The following is a 24,436-nucleotide window of genomic DNA, read 5'->3' on the forward strand; positions in this document are numbered from 1 at the left end:
CGAAAGTGAAATACATTCACACCGAACCGTTTGGTTTGAGAATGGGAGGGTATGTGCAGCACAGGACATTGGGGACGCAAGGACTGAAAGTGTCGGCGATCGGCTACGGGTCGATGGGCACCGTGGTCGGCTACGGGGCCAGCGACGACACGGAATCGGTCGCCGCGATCCGCCAGGCGCACGATCTCGGAGTGACCTTCTTCGACACCGCTGAGATGTATGGCTGGGGCGAGGGGGAGAAGCTCCTCGGCCGGGCGGTGGCACCGTTTCGTGATGAGGTGGTGATTGCCACCAAGTTCGGGTTCACGCCCGACTTCGGCACCGACTCGCGCCCCGAGCATATTCGTGAGGTGGTCGAGGCCAGCCTGCGTCACCTGGGAAGCGACAGCATCGACCTGCTCTACCAGCACCGGCTCGACCCGAACGTGCCAATCGAGGACGTTGTCGGCACCATGGCCGAATTCGTCGATGCCGGCAAGGTGAAGTACCTCGGCCTGTCGGAAGCGACGCCCGAGGCGATCCGTCGCGCCCACGCGGTGCACCCGATCTCGGTGCTGCAGACCGAGTATTCGATCTTCGCTCCTGACGCCGAACCCTTGTTTCGGTTGTTGGACGAGCTCGGCATCGGATTCGTCGCCTATTCACCTCTGGCGCGCGGATTCCTTACCGGCGCGGCGAAACCGGCGCGCGAGTACGACCGGGGCGACTTCCGTACCTTCATGGACTGGTGGAACGCCGAGAATTACGATGCCAACGCGAGCATCGTCGGCCAGCTCGCTGAACTGGCCGCCACCAAGGGCGTCACCGTCTCGCAGCTGGCGCTGGCCTGGACTCTTGCGCAGCGCGATTTCATTGTGCCGATCCCGGGCTCGCGGAATCGGGATCGTGTCGCGCAGAACGTCGCTGCCGGAGATGTCGTGCTCACCGATGAGGACCTCGCGCGCATCGCCGCGATCGTTCCCGATGGCGGCCACGGCGACCGTGGGACCCCCTCGCCATGGCTGTAGAAGACGGTCGGCCCGGTCACGTCGACACGCTCGTCACAGGCGGCGGGGACGACGTCACGACCGCGTTCTTCAGCCGCGAGAACGATCGGTACATCGCGAGCCGCAAGTCCTTGAGCGCGTGGACTCCTACTCAGTTGTCAGGAACCTCGGTCTGTGGGTTGTTGGCGCACGGGCTGGAGACGTGCAGTCCAGGACCGGAGTTCGTGCCGGCCCGGTTCACCGTCGACATGTTCAGCCCGGTACTCGACGAACCGATCGAACTGCGCAGCGTGATCGTCCGGGACGGCAACCGCATCCGGGTGGCCGACGCGCAGATCCTCCAACGAGACCGGATACGTGCCCGCGCGACCGCCCAATATCTGGTTGTTTCCGCCGAGCCGCCCGGGCAGATCTGGCGCCCTGCCCCGGACTTACCTGTCCCCGATGCCCGTCTCGACCACCTGGAAGGCTCGATGCCCCTGTTCAAATCCGGGTCCGGTGACTGGACGCACAGTTTCACCTCCGGTTTGAACCCGCACCGCAAGACTGTGTGGAACAACATCCCTCCCCTGGTCGATGGGATGCCCATCACCGCATTCGAGCGTTCGGCCGTTGTCGCCGATTTCACTAATCTCATGTGTAACTGGGGGACTGAGGGTGTCGGCTACATCAACACCGACGTCACCATGACCTTGTCTCGGCTGCCGCAAGGGCCAGAGCTGGGCCTGCAGGCCCGCGACCACGCGTCCAGTGACGGCATCGCGGTCGGTGCCGCAACCCTCTACGACCGCACCGGACCGCTGGGGTCATGCATGATCACCGCGCTGTCCAACACCCGCCGCCAGCTCGACGTGGCCGCAGCCGCCGCGGCGCGGCCGGTAACTGCGGGCACGATTTGAGCTGAGCTGTCGGCCGCAGTAAGGCAGGGGGCACAGCAGCCCGCCTGCGTCACATCACTCACGGGTTCGGCCCGCCAACTTCAGGGGGACGCTCCCGCGCGGCCCTGAGTCCCAAAGCTGTCAGGAAGTGCGCGGTATCGGCATGTCCGGCCGGAGTGCCGTCTACGTCGGCATCGCACGACCTGCAGCTATGGGGCTCTAGGGCCCGGACACTCGGGCCTACGCAACTGTTTCACAAAGAAGGGGAATTCATTCAATGACCAGTACCGTAACCCATTCCAGACCGCGCGAGCACGCTGCCATGGCGGACGGGGCCCCCGGCCAGGAACTGCCTTTCCCGTTGCCACCGACTTTCGACTCGATCGACGCCGAGCGAGAGTATCGCAAGGAACAATTGGCCGATGGGTTCAGGATTTTCGGCCGTCTCGGGTTCTCCGAGCGCGTGACCGGGCACATCACGGTCCGGGACCCCGGGGAACCGGATACTTTCTGGGTCAACCCGTTCGGCATGGAATTCTCTCGGATCAAGGCTTCGGACCTGGTTCGTTGCGATCATGACGGCAATGTCGTGGAAGGGCGCTTCCACGTGAACCGCCCGGCCTTCGTTATCCACGCCGAGGTGCACCGCGCCCGGCCGGACGCCGTGGCTTCCGCTCATGCACACTCGCTACACGGCAAGGCCTTCTCCACACTCGGGATTCCGTTGGACCCGCTCACGCCGGACGCGTGTGCATTCTTCGAAGACCACGGCCTGTACGCGGAGTTCGGCGGCGTCGCCAACGACGTCGAGGAGGGCAAGCGCATCGCCGAATCGCTCGGGGATCACAAGGCCGCGATTCTGCAGAACCACGGCCTGATCACGGTCGGCAAGTCGGTGGCCGAGGCTGTGTGGTGGTTCGTGTCGATGGACCGCGCATGCCAAGCGCAGCTGCTGGCTATGGCGGCTGGCACGCCGAAACCGATCGACCGTGAGTCGGCTCTGAAAGTCCGCGAGCAGACCGGAGGGCACTTCTCGGGCTGGTTTCAGGCCCAGCCGATGTGGGCTCAGCTGACCGAAGCGGACTCGAACCGTATTCCCCACTGACTGTGCCGGGGGCACTCTAGACACCGCGGAATCCACACAGAACGCAGAATTCAGTCATGTCCCCCAGAGCGCGAGATTTCGACACCGTTTCTCGTACGCGGGCACCACGGCATTCGGTTTCGAGACGCGGTGACCGGACACGGGCGGGCGTAGGTGGACCGGGCAGAGCCCCGGGCCTCTAGGGACGCTCGCCCGCGTGTTCTCTGTCTGCGGGACAGCCGGTTACATCTCGTGGGGTGGTCCCGGCACACCAGCGCCGGACTAGGTCCGGGAGTTCGCTGGCCGCGAGTAGCTCGGTGGCCTAGTCGCCGGTCAGCAGTGGGCCGCAGCAGTCGCAGGCCGCGCATTCGATGTCGGCGGTCATCGTCCCATCCCCGATCTCCGGCTCGGTGCCAGTGTCTGTGGTTTGCTCAGCAGCTGGTCGTAGGGTTCCAACGACGGACCCGGACGTCCGTCGGGTTGCCGCGCCGCTGGATTGCGCACGGGCAGGAGCGGAAGACCGTGTTCGGCGCCCATTCGGTCGACCCACCGGATGAAATCCAGCGCCGAGCCGGCGAACATCCGGCGGACGCGGTCCTGGAAGGCGCGCACGTCGTGGCCGGGCAGGAAATCCCGGGTCGATATCTCACCGCACCCGCACCCGCAGGGCCGCTCCCGGAACTGCGCTTCTTCGGGCAGATCGCAGTAGCCGACCGGATGATTCGAAGCGTTCACTATGGGATCGGGTCGCCCGATCCACGCATCCCGCACCGGATGGCCCTCGGCGAGCGCCTGGCCGTCGACGGCGATCCGGTCATCGTGGACGGAGACCCCGGTGATCTCGCCTACGGCGCGAACCCGGCCGTCACCGATGATCAACGCGAACTGTTCGCGGGATAGGCGTTCTTTGTTGGCCTTCCATACTCCTCGGCCTGAGGTCCATGCCTCTTCTTCTGTCATTCTCGGGAAGTAACCGACATGCTCGCGCTTCAGCAGGTCGTCGGTCACTGGTGAGAAGTATCCGAGCTTGAACCGGACTGCCACGTACCCACTCCTTGATGTGCTCCGGTGCGACAAGAAGCAGTGTGCATCGTTTTAATTCAGGTTTCAAACAATGATTTGCCGTGGTCTGTAGTGGGGTTCAGATTGATGATGGTGTGTCGCCGGAAACCTGGTTGAGTGGTGGGTGTGCCGGATTCGACGGTTGTCGGAAAACGATCGTTTGCCGACAACCGGGGGTGAGCGGAGGAAACCCCAGGACGTGAGTGTCGGGAACCCGTGTCGGAAAACAATGTCGGCAAACCCGATTTCGGCTATTTTCGACATCATGTTGATCGGCTACGGGCGGGTGTCGACCGCCGAACAGAACCCTGCCCACCAGATCGACGCTTTGCGTCGCGCCGGCGTCGAACCGGCCGATGTCCATATCGATACTGCCAGTGGCGCGAAGGCTTCGCGACCGAAACTCGATCTCGTCCTCACGCTCGCGCGCCGCGGCGACACGATCGTCATCACCCGCCTCGACCGGCTCGGCCGGTCGGTGCTGCACCTGATCACCCTCGGCGCCGATCTGCGGGAGCGCGGTATCGGGTTGAAGGTTGTCGAGCAGGGCATCGACACCGACTCCGCCGAAGGTCGCGCCATGTTCGGCATGCTCAGCGTGCTGGCGGAGTTGCAGCGGGAACTGATACTGGCCAACACCCGCGACGGCCTCGACGCCGCCCGCGCACGCGGCCGCACAGGCGGCCGCCGTCCGAAACTCACCGCCCACCAGGTCGAACAGGCCCAACGGCTCTATGACGAGGGCCGCCACACAGTGCAGCAGATCGCCGACATCCTCGGCGTCAAACGCGGCACCCTCTACGGCCACCTCGACAAGAACAGCATCGGCACCCGACCCCACTCCGGACCCGCCGACCCACCCCAAACAACCAGCGCACCGACCACCACCGTGATCGACACGGCAGACCCTGCGCCCGATGTCGTGCCGACCATCACCGAAACCGCCACCACCACACCGCAAACCCTCGGCGTCCCCGCCGGTGACCCCGTTGACGGGCGACCTGTTTCCCCGGGCGGTACCAGCGCAGTGATGGCGGAGGCGGCGCCGAACGGCCTGTTCGATCTCGGTGGCCTCGCACCCGAACCGGATCCGATCCCGCCTCTACCCGCGGCCGACGACAACACCGCCAGCGAACACGCCGAAGCCGGCACCAGCACACGCGAGTTCGCTCGCGAGCGGCCGAATCTGGTGTGGCGGCTCAAGCAGACCGCTCGCATGAACCTGCCCGAACCACCCACGGTCTGCCCGAACGACACCTGCGGCTACACCGCCCACGAGACCTCCGAACGCGGACGACTCCTCGAAGACATCAAGGTCGTCTGGCTCGAACCGGCCGACGACGGCGGCCTCATCGAGGCCCGCCACTGCCACCGGTGCCGACCCCGCGACGTCCCGATCGCCGACATCGAGTGCGCGGCCTGCGACTACGGCGGCCCCTTGCTCACCGGCGTCTACGCCACCGAACTCCGCGACACCGGCGACATCCCGGCACTGGTCCGGCGCTGGCTGGCGGTGCGCCGCTGGCGAAGCACCGACGCCGGGCCGGTCTGCCCGGATCACCCCGACAACTAGTCGAATCCGGGTTCGTCGGTGAGCCCACCGAAGACCCACGCCGGGAACCCCCGCTCGAGCGCATAACGTCGAGCGACCTGCGACCAGTCCCGTGGTGGCCCGGCCCGCACCGGTGCGGCGGGCCACCAGCGGGGCGGATTCAGCAGATCGCGCCGCGACGGCGCGTAGCGTCGCACCGGGGGATCTCCGGGCAGCGCGGGCCGGTAGGGCACTGGGGCGAGCGCGGATCCGAGTTCCCCGACCGCCGGAATGGACCGCTCGGCGGCCAGAGCCAGCGCCGATGCGGCACCACGCAGCAGTGTCTCGGCGTCCTCGGAGTCCAAGCACTCATACGGCTCCAGCATCGTGAGCCGGCCGTGCATCGGAAGGTCGATCGTGTCCCAGATGGCTTCCAGGACCGCGCCCGTGCGGGCGCTGCACGCCAGGCGGGACACGCAGAGTTCTTCGAGCAGGCATCGCAGCAGCCGAAACCACACCCCGGCGTGCACGGTGCGGCCTGGTAGTCGCACCAGTCCGGTGGTGAGTGCTTGGTGGGTGTAGCCGTCCATCGTGGTGACTGTCTCGTCCACAGTGACCACCGGGGCGTCACCATTGGCGACCGCGGCGATGCGTTCGAGGCGGCAGCGGTGCTCGACGCAGCTGAGCATCAGTGGCAGATCCCATACCAGGGCGCGGCCGGAGTCCGGGTCGGTGGCGCAGACCGGGCAGGTCTGGGGTCTGCGCGGGTAGGGCAGCCAGGGCGCGTCCCATCGGGATTTGGCGCGGCGGGCGATGTCGCGGTCGATGGTGCCGGGCAGCAGCAGCACCGAGTGGCGCCCCACGTAGTTGTCGAACAGCTGTTGCTGCTCGAAATCGCGCGGCCACAGTTTCTCGAACAGCCACGGCACCCATCCGGACAGGGTCATCGTCGCCAGCCGGGGCACCGGGACGCCGGTGCGGTCGGCGAGCGCGTCCAGCAGCGCCGGCGGCGGAAAGTTCGTGGTGACCAGGCGCATGTTCAGCCCGGAATCGGCGCACAGGTCCGCCAACAGCACTTTCACCGGCAGCTGGTAGACCGTGGCGAGCCGACCGACCCACGACGACAACGATTCGATCGGGCCCGGTTGCGGGTGTATCGGCCACCGGGGCACCCTCACAACTCCAGGCGGGTGCGGATCTGGCTGAGTTCGTCGTTGTCGATCAGCACGCCCACCTCGGGCACGTCCCACAGCGCTATCGTCTCGTCGACGCACCGGTCCAGCGCATAGGCCACCTCGCCGGGATCGAACCCTTCGGCCACCAGCAGGGTTTCAGTTTCCTCGGGGGTGCGCCGGCCGGGGTACCTCAGCAGATCGTCGCGCAGGAATCGCGCGGGGATGCCTTCACCGATCAGCACGTCGCGGTGCCGGGTGGCGTGCGCCGGTGTCGCATCGAACTCGGTCAGCAGCCGCAGCATCGAGCGGGCGGCGTCGGCATCGATGCGGGCCCGCGCGTACCAGGCGTTCATCGCCCGCACGGCCTTCCGCCGGGCCCGTTCGGCCGGGTCGGGTGCCGGTGGCCACGGTGAGTCGCCGTCGTAAACGGGCAGCGGGCGCGGTTCGGCCAGCAACCCGGCCAGAGTCCCCCGGGGTTGGATGCGCCGGTCGACGGCCAGGGATAGGGCTGTCGCGGCGGCGGTCAGCAGCTTTTCCTGGATGGGCCATTCCAAACTCTCGTACGGCTGCCACACCGCCATCCCGGCCCGCACCGGTTCACCGGTCGCGTCCCAGATCTGCTTGAGAAGCTGCTGCGATCTGCGGGAAATACTGGAACCGGCGAGGCTGAGTTCGTCGAGCAGACAACGCAGCATCCGAAACCACACCCCGGCGTGCACGGCGCGGCCCGGCAACCCCACCGAGGCATCGAGGAGGGCTTGACGGGTGTAGCCGTCCAGCCTCGCCACTGGGTCACCGACCGGAACCTGCCTGTGGGGCAGATCCGCGATCTCGGCTGCGAAGGTCTCGGTGTCGGGCGCCAGCCGGCAGCGGTGTTCGAGGCAGCTCACCGTGAGCGGCAACTGCCAGACCAGCGCGCGGGCCGGGTCGGGCCCGGTCGAACACTGCGGGCACGATCGCCGCAACGGGCGTTGCGGAATCCAAGGGCCCCGCCAGCGGCGGCGACTGGTCATCTCGAAACGCGGCGCCTCTCCCGGTGCCAGCAACACCGAATACTGGCGGACATAGGTGTAGAACCCGTCGGTGGCGTCGCGTTCGGTCAACGGGTAGGCGTCGAACAGCCACGGCACCCACCCGGGCAGCGTCATCGCCCGCACCTGCCCCGCCGGCACACCGGTGCGCTCGGCCAGCGCGGTGAACACCGCCGGCGGCGGATCTTCGTCGAGAACATTGCGGATGCCGACCAGCACACCGAGATTCGGGCCGAGCAGATCGGCCACCGGCACCTGGTAGATGCGGGCGAGCCGGTCCAGCCACGACGACAGCGACTCCAACGCACCCGGGCGCGGGTGCACCGGCCAGCGCCGCGGCGGCGCCGGGCTCACGCCAGCTCGCGTTCGAACATCCGCCGCCGCTCGGTCGGCCCCGCATACGACGCGAGCAGCAAGGTGCGCTGGTTGATCGTCTCCTCCCCGGATTCGATCGCCGCGATCGCCGCGTCCGACAGCAGCGCGGTCAGCTCCCCGATCGTGCCCTCACACCGGGTGAGCAGGTACGACGCCATCTCCTCGGTCGCGATCGCCGACGACTGCCGCAGCGGGAACGACGCCGCGAAACTCGCCAGCAACGCGCACGCCTCGTCGCCGGGCTCCCACAGCGGCAACGTGAACGGCGCGAACCGGTTCTCCAGCTGCGGATCGGAACGGATCGCCAGATAGGCGTCCCGGGTACCGACACCGACCAGCGGAATCCGCAGCTCGTTGCCCAGAAACCGCAGCACGTTCAAAAACTCCCGGCGCGTGCCTCCCCGCCCGGCGAGCACATTGTGCAGTTCGTCGATCACCAGCACCCGCACCCCGCAGGTCCGCAACAGGCGCAGCACCAACTGTTCCAACTCGGCCAGGCGCGGTGCCCTCGGCCGGATCGGCGCGCCGAGGGCGGCCAGCACCGCGACATAGAACCGCGACACCGACGGCTCCGAGGGCATTTGCATGGTCAGCACCGGGATCTCTTCCCGATCGGCATGCGAGGCCGGCGGGTGACCGCGGCGGAATTTCTCGATGATCATCGACTTGCCGTTGTTCGTTGCGCCGATGATCAGCAGGTTCGGCATCCGCTGCTTGCCAGGCATGCTCAGCAGGCCCTCCAGCCTGGCCAACGCCTCGGTCGCGCGGGTGTAGCCGATCCACCGGTCCGCCCGCACGTACTGGATCCGTTCGGCATCCGGCAGCATCGCCGGTCGCTGCGCCGACGGATGCAGATGCGACAGGTCGAGGGGTTCTCCGATACTCACCATTGCTCGATCACCTCGAACGGCGCCACCACCACAGGGGCACCCGGTGACACCGCCGGTGGCGGTGGTGCTGGTAGCAGGGTCTGGGCACGGCTGCGTGCCGGGGTCGCTCGGCGGCGTTCGGTGTTGCGTCGCGCTCGCCGGCTGGTCGCGGTCGCGTTCTCGGTGATGTGGCGCATCTGCTCGACCATCGCGAACAGCGCGTTCTCATCGATCTCGGCGCGACCGAACTCCCGCAACCGGGCCACCGCCGCCCGCTGCTCCCACAGGGAGATCGCCGGCCGCGACCACGTCCGGTACGGTACCTCCAGATATTCGCCGGTTTCCGGATGCAGTGCCCAGATCCGGGAGATATCGCGCGGGTCGCGGCGCAATACCACCTTCCCCAACTGCTCGCGCCGCGCGATCAACGGCTTCAAAGCGTCGCTGTAGTACTGCACGTGATCGAGCACAAACCCGGTGCGCCGCAACGATCTGCGCTCCACCGGCAGGAAATCGACCAGAAATGCCGTCTCGTTCGTCACCGTCGGCGGCGCACCCTGCTCGGCCACCTTTTCCGCCCACATCCCGCCCGGGGTCCGCCCACCCAAACCGTCATGGGGTTCACCGTGATAGCAAGCCACGGATAGGGCCATCCAGCGTTGCAACTCGGCCAGGGTGAGAACGGCTTTCGCGTCGCTGTCGTAGTCGCCGCGCTCGCGAGTGTCGGAAAACGTCGTACCCGGTAATTCGTGGACCATCCGCATCATCGTCCCGACCAGGCGTTCCACGATCCCGCCGTAATGCGGGGCGCCAAGCGGCCGGTAGTCGATCGCGATGCCGTGCTGGTCACAACCCCGCCGCAGGGCCTCACTCTTGAACTCCGCCGCGTTGTCGGTATACAGCTGAGCCGGTTTGCCGCTCATCGGCCACACCGCCTGAATACCGATCCGCTCCAGCCACGCGCGTTTAACGATCGCCATATGCGCCAAACACAGTCCCACCGACGTCGCCGACGGCGCCTCCAAAGTGAGCACGAACCCCGGCACGCACTTGGTGGCCTCGTCGATCGCCGCCGTCACATACGGACGCCCGATCGGCAACCGGTGATGCTCATCGACCACAATCACATCCGCCGGAGTGTGATCGATCTGCACCCGCTCCAACACCCCCGTCACCGGCGGCGCCATCCCGCCGACGGGCCTGCGGGACCGGGCCGCGCCCTGACCCTCCCGCGCCGCCACGGCCTTCACCGGATCCAGCCTCCCGATCCGACGCTGCACCGCCGACCGCGACGGCGGCCGCAACCCGCGCACCTTGCACTCCCGATCAATCTCCCGGCATATCACCGCCACCGACCGCCGCTGCCGGGTCAGATACCGCGCCCGCAACACCGTCCGCACAATCTCCTCCACCGCATCGGGCAACCGCTCACCACCCCGACCACCCGACGACCGGCGCGGCAGCAGATCCGACGCCACCCCCTCACCGGCCCGCCACCGCTTCACCAGCACATACACCTGCCGCTGCGTCACCCCCAACTCGACGGCGGCCTCATCGGCAGCGGCCACGCTCACCCGATCCAACCTCGCCAGAGCGCCGATCACCTCCGCCCGTCGCACCGCCACCTGCCAGCGCGCCTCCTGCGCGGTCAACACACCCCGATCAGCCACCGACGAATCCCCGACCATCCCGCGATCCCTTACTGAAGACGAGTACGAGCGAAAAGCACGCTACTGAACCCGAGTTCGAGGCACGCCGATGATCGAAGTCCTCTTCAACCGGAACCGAACCCGCAGGTCAGCACTGAACACGACTTCGAACAATGACACCTCGAGTGTAAAAGCTCACTCGAGCGCTTCAACAACTTATTCGGGCGGTTACAGTGGTTCTGTGACTACCGAACCCCTGGACACCTCGCTCCGCGCCGGCCGCCGGGAATGGGCGGCACTGGGCGTGCTGGTGCTGGTCGTCACGCTGCTCGCCGTCGATGCCACCGTGCTCTACCTGGCGGTGCCGGCATTGACCGCCGATATCTCACCTACCGCCACGCAGCTGCTGTGGATCGGGGATATCTACTCGTTCGTGCTGGCGGGCCTGCTCATCACAATGGGCAACCTGGCCGACCGCATCGGCCGGAAACGGCTGTTGCTCATCGGGTCGGCGGCGTTCGGTATCGCCTCGGTGATCTCCGCGTTCGCGCCGAATCCGGAAACCCTCATCGCCGCACGAGTGCTCCTCGGCGTGGCCGGGGCGACGCTGATGCCCTCGACATTGTCGATCGTCCGGGCGATGTTCGCCGATCCGAAACAACGCACCACCGCGATCGCGTTCTGGTCGATGGGCGCGACGGCCGGCGCGGCACTGGGGCCCCTGGTCGGTGGGGTGCTGCTCGAAAACTTCTGGTGGGGCTCGGTATTCCTGATCAACCTGCCCATCATGGCGCTGGTCCTGATCGCGGGACCGATTCTGATCCCCGAATCCCGCGGAAGTGCCACCACTCCGATCGATCTGCTGTCCTCCCTACTGTCGATCGTGGCGATCGTGCCCCTGGTGTATTCCGTGAAGCATTGGGTCGGCAGCGGATGGGACTGGACGATCCCGGTCTGCGTACTGCTCGGCCTGGCCGCCGGATGGGTTTTCCTACGCCGCCAAAAGCAGCTCACCGATCCACTGCTCGATATCAGCCTGTTCCGGCTGCCCGCGTTCTCGGGCGCGGTGGCCGCCAACGGTTTGGCGATCTTCGCGTTCGTGGGCCTGCTGTTCTTCTTCTCCCAGTATCTGCAACTGGTTCGTCAGTACGGACCGTTGCAGGCCGGGCTGGCCGAACTACCGACAACTCTGGCGTCGATGGCGGTCATCGCTTTCGTCGCCGTGCTGTCGGCGCGGCTGGGTGCCGGACGGGCGATCGGGCTGGGGCTGGGGGTCGGAGCGATCGGTCTGGCAGGGATCGGCCTGACCACCTCCCAGACCACCTATTGGGGACTCGGTATCGCACTGGTCGTCGTCGGGCTGGGTGTCGGTGTGGCGATGACGTTGTCGACGGACGCGGTGGTCTCGGCAGTACCGAAAGAACGCGCGGGCGCCGCATCGGCCATCGCGGAAACCGCCTACGAACTCGGAGTTGCCTTGGGGATCGCGGTTCTCGGCTCGGTCCATCTGGCGATGTACCGCTCGCACCTCGACCTGCCCGCGGGGACCGCTGGTGCCGACGCGGCGGCGGCCGAGCAGTCCCTCGCCGTAACAGTCGACACCGTCACCGATACGGCGGTCGTCGAGCATGCCCGCTCCGCGTTCGCCGACGCGGTGCAAACCACATCGTTGCTTGCCGCGGGGCTTCTCGTCGTCTCGGCGGTAGTGGCCTGGCGGGTGATCCCCTCGCCACGGAATGTCGAGGGAAAAGCTGATGACCCGCACTGAACCGGCTGCCACGCGAGACAAAGAACGCACGCGCCGGGCGATCCTCGACGCGGCCGAGCAGTTGTTCGCCGAGCATGGATCCAAGGCCAGTCTCGCCGCAATCGCGAAGGCCGCGAACGTGACCCAAAGCGGTCTCCGGCATCATTTTCCGAGCCGCGCGGAGCTGCTGTCCGGGGTGGTCGAACACACCATCGACCGCTGCTGGGCCGAGGTCCACGCCCGTATCGACCTGTCCGAGAACAGGCCGGGAAAGTTCACCCGGGGCTATATCCGTGCGATGACCGGCGGCGGCGACCTCTACGGGACCATTCTCGACCCGATCGCATTGAGCGCCGCGCTCGGCAACCTGTCCGAGGTCGAATCGCTGTACACCCGGGACGCCGAAAAGCTGAACGCCGCTTTCGACGCGGACGGTCTGCCCCGAGCGCGTGTTCTGATCATCCGATACGCCGCGGACGGACTCGCGGTCGCACGGTCCAGCCCCTACTTGACCGGTGCGGATCTTGCCGCGGCGCGCGCGGAGCTACTGGCAATGACGGAGGAGCCCTGACCTCTGCCCGAGCGGACAACACGTAGCGGTGCAGTTCGGCCGCCGCGGCGTACACGAACCCGGCACCGTCTCGTCCCGCGTGTGTACGACCCGCACACCGGGGTTGCGGATCACACTCCTCCGTCGGCCGGTTCGCCGACCTCGGGCAGCCGGTCGGTCAGCCAGGTGACGACATCGGCAAGAACCTGATCGCGTTCGGGTTCGTTGAAGATCTCGTGGTACAGGCCGTCGTAGCGGCGGACCGTGAGATCCGTGGTGCCTGCGTGTTGTTCGATCCGGTCGGTACTCGCCGGGGCGGCGATGGCATCGGCGGTTCCGTGCATCGCCAGGGCCGGTACGCGCAACTGCGGCAGCCGGTCGAGGACCTGCCCGGCGGAGGTCAGGATCTCGGTGGCCGTGCGGGCGGGCAGTTTGCCGCGAAAGACGAGCGGATCGTTGTCGTAGGCGGTGACCACGTCCGGGTCGCGGCTGATCTGCGACGAATCCAAGGCCAGCACACCCAGATTCGGGGCGAGGCGGGTGAGTACCGGCGCCAGCAGGCGCTGCACCGGGTTCCCGGCGTCGATGAGCAGCGGCGGCGCCGAGACCACCACACCCGCGACGTTCAGCGGCGCCCGGGTGGCCAGGTACAGGGTGATCAGCGCGCCCATCGAATGTCCGATCACGAACGCGGGCACCCCGGGATTCTCGGCGCGGACAAGCTCGAGCAGGGCCGCCACCTTGTCCGCGGCATCGTCGATCGAACCGAGATTGGCCGGCGCGCCGATCCGTGCGGATTCGCCGTGGCCCACATGGTCGAGGGCATGGACCGCGAACCCGGCCGCGGCCAGCGTCCGGCCGACGTAGTCGTATCGACCCGAATGTTCGGCCACCCCGTGGACGAGCACGATCACCCCGCGTACCGGTGCCTCCGGCAGCCAGGACCGGCGGGCGAGCCGGTGACCCGCATGGTCGAATTTCCCGCGCTCGGTGCGGATGCTCTGGTCGCCGGTCACTGGTCCTCCCTCACAGCCGGTACATACGGTCCGCGGAAGCCGAGGCGCCGGTGGAGGTTTCCGCCCTCTCGGTTCCCGGCCCCTCAGCGCCCCTGTCCCGGCTCTATGAACGCCGTGCACAGGCTGCGGTCGAATTCGATCAGCCGAGCCTAGTTCACCCGGGGCAGGGGCTCGTCGTTTCCGCGGATCCGCAGCAGCCGGCTCCTCGCGGCCTGCTGGTCCGCCGGCCGGACTAGATGATGTCGCGGCCTTCTGCTTTGGCCTCACGCCACTCCCGGACGAAGGCGCGCACGATGACGAACAGCACGCCCGCGACGATCAGCGGCCAGATCAGCACATACAGGGTGAGCAGGGCGGTCATACGGTTTCCTTTCCGGCCGGGTCCAGCGTTTCCGGCTGCGTTTTTTCCACCGGCGGGGCGTCGAAATCGCCTGTGCGCTGTTTGATGAGCGCGAAATCGAACTCACGTTTGGCCGGCAAGGTCAGCACAACGCAGGTCACCGTGCTCACGGAATAGGCCACCAGCGACCCGGACAGCACGGGGTAGGTGTGCAGGAACCCGATGGTGAACGGCGCGGCCGCGAGGGTCGTGACCGTGCCCGCGACGAGGGCCGCCCGGGTGCCGAAGAACCCGAACGCCATCAGCCCGAGCACGACGCCGATACCGATTGTCGACCAGACATCGGAGACGATGCCGAGACCGCCCGACAGGTCCACCCAGGAAAAACGGACGGGGATGAACGCGGCCAGGCCCAGGACCACCGCCGCGCTGAAGGCGAGATTGGTGACCCGATTCCAGTAGAAGCTCGCGATCACCGGGAATACCAGCGCTCCCCACATCGCCCCCACGAAAACGAGCAGATCGAGGATGTTCAGCTGTGAACCGGCGAAGTAGAGCGCCGCCGCGATGGCGACGATCATGGTGATCCGGCCGATGAGGATCATCGTGCGCGGATCGGCATGTTTCTTCCCCGCCACATTGTGGCCGTAGATATCGGCCATCGTGATGGACGCGAGCGCGGTGAGGTCGGCGTCGGCCGTCGAGGAGAGCGAACCGATGATCATCACGAAGAACAGGCACAGCAGCAGCGGGCTCAGATACGTCGCCGCCATCTGCGGTATCAGGTTGTTGATATCGCCGTCCATCGGTTCGATGCCCGCGTACAGGGCGATGACACCGAGCATGCCGATCCCTATGATCGTGGCGCCGTAGCCGACGGTCGCGGTGACGAACGTCTTCTTGATCAAATCCTCCCGCACCGCGAACAGCCGCTGCGCGATCGTCTGGTTACCGATGGCGTAGGCCAGCACCGCCGCGATATAGGGGGCGCCTTGGTTGAAGAACGCATCGGAGGAGAAGAAATCGCCCTGCTGCGGGGTCAGGTTGGCTGCTCCGGTCTCGAACAGGCCGGGGCCACCCGCGGCGAAGAAGACCACCGGAATGATGATCACGACCGCGCCGAGCATGGCAAGCACCTGGACGAAGTCGGTCAGCACCGAAGCGCGGAACCCCGACCAGAGCGTGTACAGCAGAATCCCGGCCGCGATCGCCACGATGCCCTGGCTGAAGGTGAACGGGGTGAGCATGCCGATGAGCGCACCGCCCGCGATCAGGTTAGAGGTCAGGCTGATCAAACTGCCGATCACATTCGACCCGGCGAGCATGAGCTGGCTGGATCGGCCGTGCCGGGCGTACATGACCTCCGCGATGGTGTGCGCACGCGGTGCGACCTGGCGGATCCGGCGCCCGAACGGATAGATCAGCAGGATCATCAGCGCGCCCCATAACCCGTAATGGATGGGACCGGAGATGCCGTAGGTGTAGCCGGAGGTGGCCGATGCGTACATCGATGACGCCCAGATCCACGTGGCTGTCATCGAGGCGGCGGAAATACCGAATCCGATGCGGCCGCCACCGGTCATATACCCGTCGGCGTTCTCCTTCTTCCTGCTGATCCGGATGGATATGTACAAGCTGCCACCGAAGAACAGCAGGATGAGCAGGACCACGACGGGCCCCGATAGGCGTTGTAGCTCGCCCACAGCGTTCTCACTTTCTCGTCATGGACTCGGCCCACCGCGAAGCGGGACGAGCGGACAGTCGGATTCGAACGCCGCGTCAATCGGGCGGAACGACGCGGCCGGTCCGGCCGGTCATGCGCTGTGCGAAATCCACAGCTCTCCTTTCCTGCGGTGTGTGCTGACCGCACGATGCGCGCCGCTCGGCGGCGCGCATCGTCGGCCGGTGGAATCAATCGGATATCGGACGCAGAGCTGCCGCCTGTCCGGTGGCAGGCGCAGCCGAGTCAGGCCCTGCAAGGGATGTCCGGACGCGTGGCATCCGGACATCCCGATGGGCAGAAGGCAGTGGCTGCCGCGAAAGGCCTGGCACAGCGACGGATCGCCAGGTGGTGTGAAGTCCACAGAAATCTGTGCGCGGCCGTGCCGCTGCGCTGTGTGGAATCAGTCAGGCAGCGGCGGACTCTCCGGGATCGGCCCCGGAGGTGAATCCATCCGATTTGGAGGCGGTGGACGGTAGCGCAGTCTGGCTACCGCGCACCGAGACGGCGGCGATCGTCGGAATGGCTATCGCGATGGCGATTTCGCTACCAGGGTGCCCCGAACCACAGAATTTCGACTCGAAACACCCGCACTCATGCGGGTGAGCTTATCCGATGGCCTGGTCGGCCGATCAGGATCATCGCCCGGCGCGGACTTCGCCCGCCGTGTCAGCGCGTCCGATCCGGCTCGGCGAGCGCGGTGAACAGGCGCCGGTTGAAGTCGATCAGCCGGGCGTAGTTCACCCGCGACAGCCGCTCGTCGTTTCCGTGAATCCGCTCCAGATCCGCGGCGGTGAGCTGGATCGGCGCGAAATTGCAGCGGGTCGCGGCCAGATCGTCGTAGTGCCGGGAATCGGTGGCACCCGGCACCAATCCGGTGGTCACGGCGGCCTCCGGCGCCACCTGCCGGGTGAGTTCGGCGATCAGGTCGAACTGTGGTCCCGGCGTGGGCGCGGGGGAGGGTTCGGCCGACATCCCCACCAGTTCGATCGACACCTGTGCGTCACGCACCGTCCGGCGGCAGTGCGCCAGCACCGACTCCACAGTGTCGCCGGGCAGGATCCGGAAATTGATCAGCGCCTCCGCCTGCTGCGGCAGCACATTCGCCTCCACCCCGCCCCGGATCACCGTCGGCGCGGTGGTGGTGCGCACCAGCGATTCGGTCTGCGGGGTCGCGGCCAGGATGCGGGCGACCACCGGCGCCGCCGCCCCGGCGAATCCCAATAGGCGGCGTTCGGCCGCGGGCAGATGCGGTCGCAGGCGGGCGAGCATATCGGTGACCACGGGTGTTATCCGCAGCGGCATCGGATGGTCCTGTATCCGGCTCACCGCCCGGGCCAGCCGCCCGATCGCCGTCTGCCGTCCCGGCATGGACGAATGCCCGCCCGAATCGGTGACCGACAGCCGGACCGTGGCATAACCCTTCTCGCCGACCATGATGGTGGCCACCGGCACCCGGACATTCCGGACGATCCCGTCGGTGATCACGCCGCCCTCGTCCAGCAGCAGATCCGCCCGCACGCCGCGGCGACGCAACCGGTCCGCCATCTGCACCGCACCGGTATCGCCGAAAACTTCCTCGTCGTGGCCGAAGGCAAAGTGGACGGTATGCCGTGGCCGAAGCCCCGCGGTCAGCGCGGCTTCGGCGGCCTCCAGGATCGCCAGCACCCGGCTCTTGTCGTCGATCGCGCCGCGACCCCAGATGAACTCCTCGTCCACCACACCCGCGAACGGCGGGTGGGTCCAGCGGGCGGGTTCGTCCGCCGGGACCACATCCTGGTGCGCCAGCAGCAGGGCGGCGGTCCGGGTGTCGTCGACCCCGCGCCAGGTGTAGAGCCGGCTGTGCCCGAACTTCTCCAATTCCAGTTCGGCATGCACCCGCGGGAAGGACCCTTCCAGGTGGGCGCCGAGCCGGCGGAACTCCGTATCGAGCGAGGTCTGCGCCTCGGCCGAGTCGTGCCCCGCATCGGATGCGGCGACCTCCTCGCGCGACACGGTGACACAGCGCAGCGCCACCGCGAGCCGTTCCGCGGTGGCGTCGTCGACCGGGTCGCCGGACGACGGACGGGCCTCGAGGTTGGTGGACATCCCTGTATTGTCCTCGCCCGGCCGGCCGGCGTCCCGGCAAAGCCGGTACGACCCGCCGCCGCTGATCCGGTGGTGGGCGGGCGGATGCCGCGACCGGCGCGGATGGCTTGCCCGTCCCGTGACCGGCGGCTCGGGTGCGGGCATTATTGTAGGAGTCATGGCAGCAGGCAAGCCCGACAAAGAGGCGAAGGCCGCGGCGAAAGCGGCGCGCAAACAGCAGTCGAAGGAACGTCGTCAGCAGATCTGGCAGGCGTTCCAGATGCAGCGCAAAGAGGACAAACTGCTGCTGCCGCTGTTGATCGGCGCCGTGGTGATCACCACGCTGGTGCTGTTCGGGATCGGTTTCCTGTTCGATGTGCAGTGGTTCCTGCTGCCCCTGGGCCTGCTGCTGGGTGTGCTGTTCGCCTTCATCATCTTCGGCCGGCGCGTACAGAAAACCGTCTACGGCAAGGCCGAGGGCCAGGCCGGAGCCGCCGCCTGGGTGCTGGACAACCTGCAGGGCAAATGGCGGGTCAGCAACGGTGTCGCCGCCACCACCCAACTCGACGCCGTGCACCGGGTGATCGGGCTGCCCGGCGTGATCTTCGTGGCCGAGGGCTCGCCCCAGCGGCTGCGGACGCTGCTCGCGCAGGAGAAGAAGCGCACCGCCCGGCTCGTCGGCGACACCCCCATCTACGACGTGACGGTCGGCAACGAGGAAGGCCAGGTTCCGCTCAAGGAACTGCAGCGCTACCTCACCAAGCTGCCCCGCAATATCGACACCAAGCGGATGGACCAGATCGAAGGCCGGCTCAGCGCCCTCAGCGCCCGCGGCGGCCCGGCGATGCCGAAGGGCCCGATGCCGACGAACGCCAAGATGCGCGGTATGCAACGCACCATCCGCCGCAGGTAAGTAGGTAATCCGCTCGCCGTCCTATGGCTCGCCGGATCGCCGACCCGGCACATCTCCGCTGTACCTGCCCGGACTGTTCACCAGCATGGTTCGGGGCCCGTCTCGTTCTGGAGCGACAGAGCGGGGGAGCGAAGCGGAGGAGCGGCGGAGTGAAGAACGAGACCTCAGGGGCCCCGAACCCCGCGCCGCCGGAGGCGGCGCCATAGATACAGCTCAGCGCGTGCGGACTACTGCGGTGCCGGTGGCGCGGTCGTGCATACCGCGCCCGTCGCCGTCGGTGAACAGTGCCGGCACCACGAAGGTCAGCAGGACCTGCCGGGCCAGCGCGCGCAGGAAACCTACCCGCACCGGTGCGTCGATCCGGATAACCCGCAACCGCAGGAAGTACTGCCCCGGGGTGAAACCGAAGAGCGCCACCGCGACCAGGCCGATCGCCATCCACACCAGCCACGTCGGGGTGCTCAATGCCCCCGATACGGCCTCGAACGCTGTCGGCTCGGCGACGCCCGCCGGCAGTTCGGTCTCGGCGATGATCCGATCCGGGTTGGGTCGCACGATCAGCGCCGCGATCCCCATGGCGATCACCCAGTCGACGGCCATCGCCGTGATCCGGCGGGCCATCCCGACCAGCGATCCCGCGCCGGACCGGGGCAGCCCGATATGTTCGCCCGCGTATTCGCTCGGTTCCGGATCGCCCGGTGTCTCGGTGGGGCCGGTGAGCCAGGATCCGGTAGCACGTGCCATGAACCCCAGGATAGGCCTCGCCGTTTCCGGCATATCGGGCGGTCGCCGAGCACAACGGCCTGCGTGCCGGTCCGGCGGGCCTGTCCGGACGGTATGGGGCGCGGTAATGTCCGTGGCGTGGCCGACGACACGTGCCGTGCGGCACGTGTAACACTGGCGAAACAAACCCTTGACGGCCGGGAAACACCCTGTCCATACCGTCGGATCGCGACGCCCCGCACTCGATACTGGCTGGGATCTATCCGTAAGGAGAGCTAAGTGACGTTCAGCACGGCCGACGAGGTCATCAAGTACATGGCGGATCAGGATGTCGAATACGTCGATATCCGGTTCAGCGATCTGCCCGGTGTACAGCAGCACTTCTCCATCCCGGCGAAGGCGTTCACCGCCGACCTCGCCGAGGAGGGCCTCGCGTTCGACGGCTCCTCGGTGCGGGGATTCCAGTCCATCGACGAGTCCGACATGCTGCTGCTGCCCGATTTCAGCACCGCGCAGATCGACCCGTTCCGGGCGGCGAAGACGCTCAACATGAACTTCTTCGTGCACGACCCGTTCACCCGCGAGGCCTACTCCCGCGACCCGCGCAATATCGCGCGCAAGGCCGAGGAGTACCTGCGCTCCACCGGTATCGCCGATACCGCGTTCTTCGGCGCCGAGGCCGAGTTCTACATCTTCGACTCGGTCCGCTACGACTCGCAGATGAACGGCGCCTTCTATCAGGTCGAGTCCATCTCCGGTTCCTGGAACACCGGCGCGGCGACCAACCCCGACGGCAGCCCCAACCGCGGCTACAAGGTCCGTAACAAGGGCGGCTATTTCCCCGTGGCCCCCTACGACCACTACGTCGACCTGCGCGACAAGATCTCCACCAACCTGCAGAACGCCGGGTTCGAGCTGGAGCGCGGCCACCACGAGGTCGGCACCGCCGGTCAGGCCGAGATCAACTACAAGTTCAACACCATGCTGGCCGCGGCCGACGATCTGCAGCTGTTCAAGTACATCGTCAAGAACACCGCCTGGGCCGAGGGCAAGACCGTCACCTTCATGCCGAAGCCGCTCTTCGGCGACAACGGCTCGGGTATGCACGCCCACCAGTCGCTGTGGAAGGACGGCAAGCCGCTGTTCCACGACGAGGCCGGTTACGCCGGACTGTCGGACCTGGCCCGCCACTACATCGGCGGCATCCTGCACCACGCCCCGTCGCTGCTGGCGTTCACCAACCCCACCGTGAACTCCTATCACCGCCTGGTCCCCGGCTACGAGGCCCCGATCAACCTGGTGTACTCGCAGCGCAACCGCTCCGCCGCGGTCCGCATCCCGGTCACCGGCAACAACCCGAAGGCCAAGCGCATCGAGTTCCGCGCGCCGGACTCCTCGGGCAACCCGTACCTGGCCTTCGCCGCCATGCTGATGGCCGGCCTGGACGGCATCAAGAAGAAGATCGAGCCGCTGGCCCCGGTCGACAAGGACCTCTACGAGCTCCCGCCGGAGGAGGCCAAGAACATCCCGCAGGCCCCCACCAGCCTGTCGTCGGTGATCGACCGCCTCGAGGCCGACCACGAGTACCTCACCGAAGGCAATGTCTTCACCGAGGACCTGATCGAAACCTGGATCAACATCAAGCGTGAGCAGGAAATCGCCCCCGTGAACCTGCGCCCGCACCCCTACGAGTTCGAGCTGTACTTCGACGTGTGATCCTGACCTGCGGTTCTACCTCTGCTCCGGGCTTCCGGTATGCAGTGGATATGCAGTAGAAGGTTTCGAGTCCACCCGCTCGGTGATCGCAAGATCACTCGGCGGGTGGACTCGTTTGTATCCCCTGGTTGCAGGCGTGAGATCAGGTGGGAGCACATCGGAGAACTTCAGTCCGGCCACACCATCGCATGGACATGCGTTTCGTTTATTTCGTTTATTGCTAGGCTGTTCATGGAGGTAAGTCATGACGGGTGTACATACTGCGAAACGGATAGAGCCGGGTGCGATCGATGCCGAGGTCGCTGCGCGGGCTATGCGCCGCATTCGCGACTATCTTGCTCGGCATCCCGACGAGGACATCATTTCGGTCGGCCGGGAGGTCGGCAGCGATGATGCCTTGGTGGTGCCACGCACTGTGGTCGATCTGCTTGCCTTCGTGCTGGCGGAAGCGGCGAGTGGCCGGGGCGTCACCATCGTGCCCTCCGACGCGGAACTGACCACGCAACAGGCGGCGGACATGCTGAACGTTTCGCGGCCCTATCTGGTCGGTCTCCTGGAATCGGGTGAGGTTCCGTTCCGGCTGGTGGGCACTCATCGGCGCGTCAGGTTCGACGACCTTCGTGCCTACCAGCGCCGGCTCGAAGAGTCCGGGCGCGCCGCGGCCGACGAGCTCTCCGAGTTGGGTCAGGAACTGGGTATCTGACATGGCTTGCGTGGTCGTCTACGACGCCAACGTTCTCTACGGCAACACCCTGCGGGACATGTTGATACGGGTTGCCCGATCCCGTTTGGTGCAGGCGAAGTGGACTGAACGAATCCTCGACGAGGCGCTGGAGAGTCTGGCTGTGCGCCGCCCGGAGATTCAACGAGCGAAGCTCGACCGGCTGCGGGTACTGATGAATGCGGCGGTTCCGGACAGCTTGGTTACGGGCTACGAACCACTGATCGAGGGGCTGAAGCTCCCAGATCCAGATGATCGGCATGTATTGGCCGCTGCGATAAAATGCCACGCGTCGACGATCGTCACGTGGAATCTCTCCGACTTTCCACTGGAAAGCTTGAACCCGTGGAACGTGGAGGCCAAGAGTCCCGACGACTTCCTTCTCGAGCAGATCAGCATCGACGATCGGCGAGTGTGGGCGTGTGTCCAGCAGATTGCGGATTCGCGGCGCCACCCTCCGGAAACCGCCGAGGACGTGCTAGATGCACTCGATCGAGCGGGAATGCTGGAATCGGTTGCTGCTCTCCGTTCGGGGCGCTGACGGGATCCAAGGCGGGAAGAATGCGTCCCACTGTTTTTCAACAAAGCGAGTATGGGGCGGAAGATTCTCGTGGACGCCGGGAGAGCGATGATTTCTGTGTGCGGCTCCGGTCATCACTTCCAGAGCAGATTTCCGAACTCTGGGAGAAAATATGACCGAGCACACCGCCGGCGCGCTGCCGCCGATCGTCGACCGGCAGACATGGCAGACCGCGCTCGACGACCTGCGGAAGCGGGAGAAGGCCGCCACTCGTGAACTGGATGCGATCGCCGCGCAACGGCGCAGGTTGCCGATGGTCGAGCTCCCGGACTACACACTGATCGGACCGGACGGTCCTATCCGGCTGGTCGACATATTCGACGGGCGCTCTCAGCTCATCGTCTACAACCATATGTGGTCCGATGGTGCGGAGTGGCAGTGCGGCGGCTGTACCGGGCTCACGTCGCAGTATGTCCGGTTGGGCTGGCTCGACAACTACGATGCCCGCTTCGTCATCGTCACCAACGGACCCATCGACGAGGCGCTGGCCTACAAGGCGAAGGTCGGCAACAGGATGGACTGGTATTCGTCGTCGGAGAGTTCGTTCGGCGCGGATGTGGACGCACCGCCCGGCGGCGGTTTCGCGGTGAACGTCTTTCTCCGCGACGGCGACAAGGTCTACCGCACCTGGCACACCAACGGCCGCGGTACCGAGCAGCTCAGCTACACGTTCGCGTTGGTCGATCTCTTGCCGTGGGGTCGTCAGGAGGAATGGCAGGATTCACCCGACGGATGGCCGAAATCGCCGACCTACTCCAAGTGGCTCGACTCTCCTGACGTTGCCCGGCTGTACGGTCCGGATGCGGGGGTCACCGCTTCCCGGGACGCGACGGATAGCTCGAAATGACGGCACCGAACCCTTCGCGCAGTGGTCACCTGCCGATCAATGGCCTGAGCCTGTATTACGAAGTGCACGGTGATCTCGGCAGTTCGAAAACCACGCCGCTGCTGCTGATACCCGGCGCGTTCATGGCCACCGACTCGATGACGTCGTGGGTATCCGGTTTCGCGGGTGAGCGGGCGGTGATCGTCTTCGACCAGCAAGGGCACGGCCGTACCCCGGATACTTCGCGGGCGATGTCGTACGAGCAATTCGCCGACGATGCGGCGGAATTGCTGCGCGCCTTGGATATCGAGCGCGCGGATGTCATGGGCTACTCGCAAGGTGGCGGGGTCGCGCTGCAGCTCGCGCTCCGCCACCCGGCACTCGTGGACAAGCTGGTTTCGATGTCGGCCACCTTCCGCAGGGACGGCTGGTACCCCTCGGTACCGGAGGTCATCGCGGGTCTCGACGCGACAGCGTTCGCCGGTACAGCTGTCGAGAAGGCCTTCAGGGAGCACACACCGGATCCCACGGCTTTCGACACCTACATCGAAAAGATGAAAGTGCTGAATATCGAAGACCAGAACATCAGCGACGCGCAGATGCGTTCGATTTCTGCGAAGACGATGGTGATAGTCGGTGATGCGGACGGCGTGAAACCGGAGCATGCGTTGCAGATGTTCATGCTGCGCGGGGGCGGTGACGAGCAGGCGGCAGCATCGGGGATGTTGCACAAGGCACCGGCTGCGCGGTTGGTGATTCTGCCCGCGACCTCGCATATCGGTATCAGCGGGGAGTCGGCGGCACTGGTGCCGATGGTGCGTTCGTTCCTCGACGATGTGCCCCCGACGACACCTGAACTCTTCTGAAGGATTACGCA

22 protein-coding genes are annotated in these 24,436 nt (G+C 66.4%); 12 read left to right on the plus strand and 10 right to left on the minus strand.

Annotated elements, in window-relative coordinates; genetic code table 11:
- Window positions 1-53: 53 nt before the first annotated feature.
- The 3 genes from ACFWPH_RS31145 (at window position 54) to ACFWPH_RS31155 (ending at window position 2,969) form a co-directional block, all read left to right on the plus strand.
- A complete protein-coding gene (locus ACFWPH_RS31145) occupies window positions 54-1,007 on the plus strand; it encodes an aldo/keto reductase (RefSeq protein WP_378755875.1) in 954 nt (317 codons plus the stop codon).
- Window positions 1,008-1,117: 110 nt separating this feature from the next.
- Window positions 1,118-1,885 (plus strand): acyl-CoA thioesterase domain-containing protein, encoded by a 768-nt coding sequence (locus tag ACFWPH_RS31150; protein WP_378755876.1) that lies wholly within the window; start codon window positions 1,118-1,120, stop codon window positions 1,883-1,885.
- A gap of 256 nt (window positions 1,886-2,141) precedes the next feature.
- Window positions 2,142-2,969 carry a class II aldolase/adducin family protein gene (locus tag ACFWPH_RS31155; protein WP_378755806.1) on the plus strand — a complete coding sequence of 276 codons (828 nt, stop codon included), beginning with the start codon at window positions 2,142-2,144 and terminating at the stop codon, window positions 2,967-2,969.
- Window positions 2,970-3,329: 360 nt separating this feature from the next.
- Here ACFWPH_RS31155 and ACFWPH_RS31160 read toward each other — a convergent pair whose 3' ends face one another.
- Window positions 3,330-3,992 (minus strand): hypothetical protein, encoded by a 663-nt coding sequence (locus ACFWPH_RS31160; RefSeq protein ID WP_378755807.1) that lies wholly within the window; start codon window positions 3,990-3,992, stop codon window positions 3,330-3,332.
- 283 nt (window positions 3,993-4,275) lie between these two features.
- Here ACFWPH_RS31160 and ACFWPH_RS31165 point away from each other — a divergent pair, with 283 nt between their 5' ends.
- Window positions 4,276-5,583 (plus strand): recombinase family protein, encoded by a 1,308-nt coding sequence (locus ACFWPH_RS31165; RefSeq protein ID WP_378755808.1) that lies wholly within the window; start codon window positions 4,276-4,278, stop codon window positions 5,581-5,583.
- On the opposite strand, the gene ACFWPH_RS31170 is transcribed toward ACFWPH_RS31165, so the two are convergent.
- The 4 genes from ACFWPH_RS31170 to ACFWPH_RS31185 are packed head-to-tail and all read right to left on the minus strand — an operon-like array spanning window position 5,580 to window position 10,679.
- Window positions 5,580-6,719, minus strand: coding sequence for a TniQ family protein (locus tag ACFWPH_RS31170; RefSeq protein ID WP_378755809.1), 1,140 nt, complete (start codon window positions 6,717-6,719; stop codon window positions 5,580-5,582). The genes ACFWPH_RS31165 and ACFWPH_RS31170 overlap by 4 nt on opposite strands.
- Entirely contained in the window at window positions 6,716-8,101 is a 1,386-nt protein-coding gene (locus tag ACFWPH_RS31175) for a TniQ family protein (protein ID WP_378755810.1), read from the minus strand. Before ACFWPH_RS31175 ends, ACFWPH_RS31170 begins: the two co-directional genes overlap by 4 nt.
- Window positions 8,098-9,012: a TniB family NTP-binding protein gene (locus tag ACFWPH_RS31180; RefSeq protein ID WP_378755811.1), complete on the minus strand. Its 915-nt coding sequence runs from the start codon at window positions 9,010-9,012 to the stop codon at window positions 8,098-8,100. Before ACFWPH_RS31180 ends, ACFWPH_RS31175 begins: the two co-directional genes overlap by 4 nt.
- Entirely contained in the window at window positions 9,006-10,679 is a 1,674-nt protein-coding gene (locus ACFWPH_RS31185; RefSeq protein ID WP_378755812.1) for a Mu transposase C-terminal domain-containing protein, read from the minus strand. The genes ACFWPH_RS31180 and ACFWPH_RS31185 overlap by 7 nt, the downstream gene beginning before the upstream one ends.
- Before the next feature lie 202 nt (window positions 10,680-10,881).
- Between ACFWPH_RS31185 and ACFWPH_RS31190 the strand changes: the two genes are divergently transcribed.
- Window positions 10,882-12,408 (plus strand): MFS transporter, encoded by a 1,527-nt coding sequence (locus tag ACFWPH_RS31190; protein ID WP_378755813.1) that lies wholly within the window; start codon window positions 10,882-10,884, stop codon window positions 12,406-12,408.
- Window positions 12,395-12,958, plus strand: a complete 564-nt coding sequence (locus ACFWPH_RS31195; RefSeq protein ID WP_378755814.1) for a TetR/AcrR family transcriptional regulator — start codon at window positions 12,395-12,397, stop codon at window positions 12,956-12,958. The genes ACFWPH_RS31190 and ACFWPH_RS31195 overlap by 14 nt, the downstream gene beginning before the upstream one ends.
- Before the next feature lie 110 nt (window positions 12,959-13,068).
- Here the strand turns inward: ACFWPH_RS31195 and ACFWPH_RS31200 are convergent, their stop codons facing one another.
- The 4 genes from ACFWPH_RS31200 to ACFWPH_RS31215 form a co-directional block, all read right to left on the minus strand.
- A complete protein-coding gene (locus ACFWPH_RS31200) occupies window positions 13,069-13,953 on the minus strand; it encodes an alpha/beta hydrolase (RefSeq protein ID WP_378755816.1) in 885 nt (294 codons plus the stop codon).
- Between the two features lie 232 nt (window positions 13,954-14,185).
- Window positions 14,186-14,314, minus strand: coding sequence for a putative transporter small subunit (locus ACFWPH_RS31205; protein ID WP_378755817.1), 129 nt, complete (start codon window positions 14,312-14,314; stop codon window positions 14,186-14,188).
- A complete protein-coding gene (locus ACFWPH_RS31210; RefSeq protein WP_378755818.1) occupies window positions 14,311-15,996 on the minus strand; it encodes a sodium:solute symporter family protein in 1,686 nt (561 codons plus the stop codon). Before ACFWPH_RS31210 ends, ACFWPH_RS31205 begins: the two co-directional genes overlap by 4 nt.
- A gap of 686 nt (window positions 15,997-16,682) precedes the next feature.
- Complete coding sequence (locus tag ACFWPH_RS31215; RefSeq protein ID WP_378755819.1) at window positions 16,683-18,101, minus strand: M20/M25/M40 family metallo-hydrolase; 1,419 nt, start codon at window positions 18,099-18,101, stop codon at window positions 16,683-16,685.
- A 157-nt stretch (window positions 18,102-18,258) separates the two neighbouring features.
- On the opposite strand from ACFWPH_RS31215, the gene ACFWPH_RS31220 reads away from it, so the two are divergent.
- The gene (locus ACFWPH_RS31220) at window positions 18,259-18,993 is read left to right on the plus strand and encodes a DUF4191 domain-containing protein (RefSeq protein ID WP_378755820.1); all 735 of its coding nucleotides are present in this window, start codon (window positions 18,259-18,261) and stop codon (window positions 18,991-18,993) included.
- Between the two features lie 213 nt (window positions 18,994-19,206).
- Here ACFWPH_RS31220 and ACFWPH_RS31225 read toward each other — a convergent pair whose 3' ends face one another.
- Window positions 19,207-19,737: an RDD family protein gene (locus ACFWPH_RS31225; protein ID WP_378755821.1), complete on the minus strand. Its 531-nt coding sequence runs from the start codon at window positions 19,735-19,737 to the stop codon at window positions 19,207-19,209.
- 258 nt (window positions 19,738-19,995) lie between these two features.
- Between ACFWPH_RS31225 and glnA the strand changes: the two genes are divergently transcribed.
- From glnA to ACFWPH_RS31250, 5 genes are all read left to right on the plus strand, one after another.
- Window positions 19,996-21,432 carry a type I glutamate--ammonia ligase gene (gene glnA, locus ACFWPH_RS31230; protein ID WP_378755822.1) on the plus strand — a complete coding sequence of 479 codons (1,437 nt, stop codon included), beginning with the start codon at window positions 19,996-19,998 and terminating at the stop codon, window positions 21,430-21,432.
- Window positions 21,433-21,676: 244 nt separating this feature from the next.
- On the plus strand, window positions 21,677-22,135 hold the full coding sequence (locus ACFWPH_RS31235; protein WP_378755823.1) for an excisionase family DNA-binding protein: 459 nt from the start codon (window positions 21,677-21,679) through the stop codon (window positions 22,133-22,135).
- 1 nt (window position 22,136) lies between these two features.
- Window positions 22,137-22,694: a PIN domain-containing protein gene (locus ACFWPH_RS31240; RefSeq protein ID WP_378755824.1), complete on the plus strand. Its 558-nt coding sequence runs from the start codon at window positions 22,137-22,139 to the stop codon at window positions 22,692-22,694.
- A 151-nt stretch (window positions 22,695-22,845) separates the two neighbouring features.
- Window positions 22,846-23,580, plus strand: a complete 735-nt coding sequence (locus ACFWPH_RS31245; protein ID WP_378755825.1) for a DUF899 domain-containing protein — start codon at window positions 22,846-22,848, stop codon at window positions 23,578-23,580.
- Window positions 23,577-24,425, plus strand: coding sequence for an alpha/beta fold hydrolase (locus ACFWPH_RS31250; protein WP_378755827.1), 849 nt, complete (start codon window positions 23,577-23,579; stop codon window positions 24,423-24,425). Before ACFWPH_RS31245 ends, ACFWPH_RS31250 begins: the two co-directional genes overlap by 4 nt.
- Window positions 24,426-24,436: the final 11 nt, after the last annotated feature.

Origin of the sequence: Nocardia sp. NPDC058499 (assembly GCF_042719915.1) — a bacterium.
Taxonomy (GTDB): Bacteria; Actinomycetota; Actinomycetes; order Mycobacteriales; family Mycobacteriaceae; genus Nocardia.